Origin of the sequence: Streptomyces flaveolus (assembly GCF_000716535.1) — a bacterium.
Lineage (GTDB): Bacteria > Actinomycetota > Actinomycetes > Streptomycetales > Streptomycetaceae > Streptomyces > Streptomyces flaveolus_A.
Genome location: NZ_JNWV01000166.1, coordinates 1 through 366 on the forward strand (window position 1 = coordinate 1; position 366 = coordinate 366).

Here is a 366-nt window from a genome sequence, read left to right on the forward strand (position 1 = left end):
CCGCCGGATAAGCCGGATCAAGCGGCAGGTAGGCCGCGCCCGCCTTCAGCACCGCCAAGACCGCGACGACCAGGTCCGCGCCGCGCGGCAGCGCCACCGCCACCACGTCCTCCGGACCGACACCACGCCCCACCAGCACATGAGCCAGCCGGTTCGCCCGCTCGTTCAACTCCCCGTACGACAGCGTGGAACCCTCCCACACCACCGCCGCCGCACCCGGCGCCGCCGCCACCCGCGCCTCGAACAACTCCGGCAACGTCACCCCCGACGGCACCACAGCAGCCGGCACCACAGCGGCCGGCCCCGCCAACACCGCCGCCCGCTCCTCCGCGGACAACAGATCCATCCGCCCGATCGGCCGGGAGG

Annotated in this window: 1 protein-coding gene; it reads right to left on the reverse strand. The window is 74.3% G+C overall.

Annotation, left to right across the window (positions count from 1 at the left end):
- Nucleotides 1-346 (reverse strand): AMP-binding protein (locus OO52_RS45680; RefSeq protein ID WP_324608341.1); only part of this gene is annotated, 346 nt, incomplete at its 3' end.
- Nucleotides 347-366: the final 20 nt, after the last annotated feature.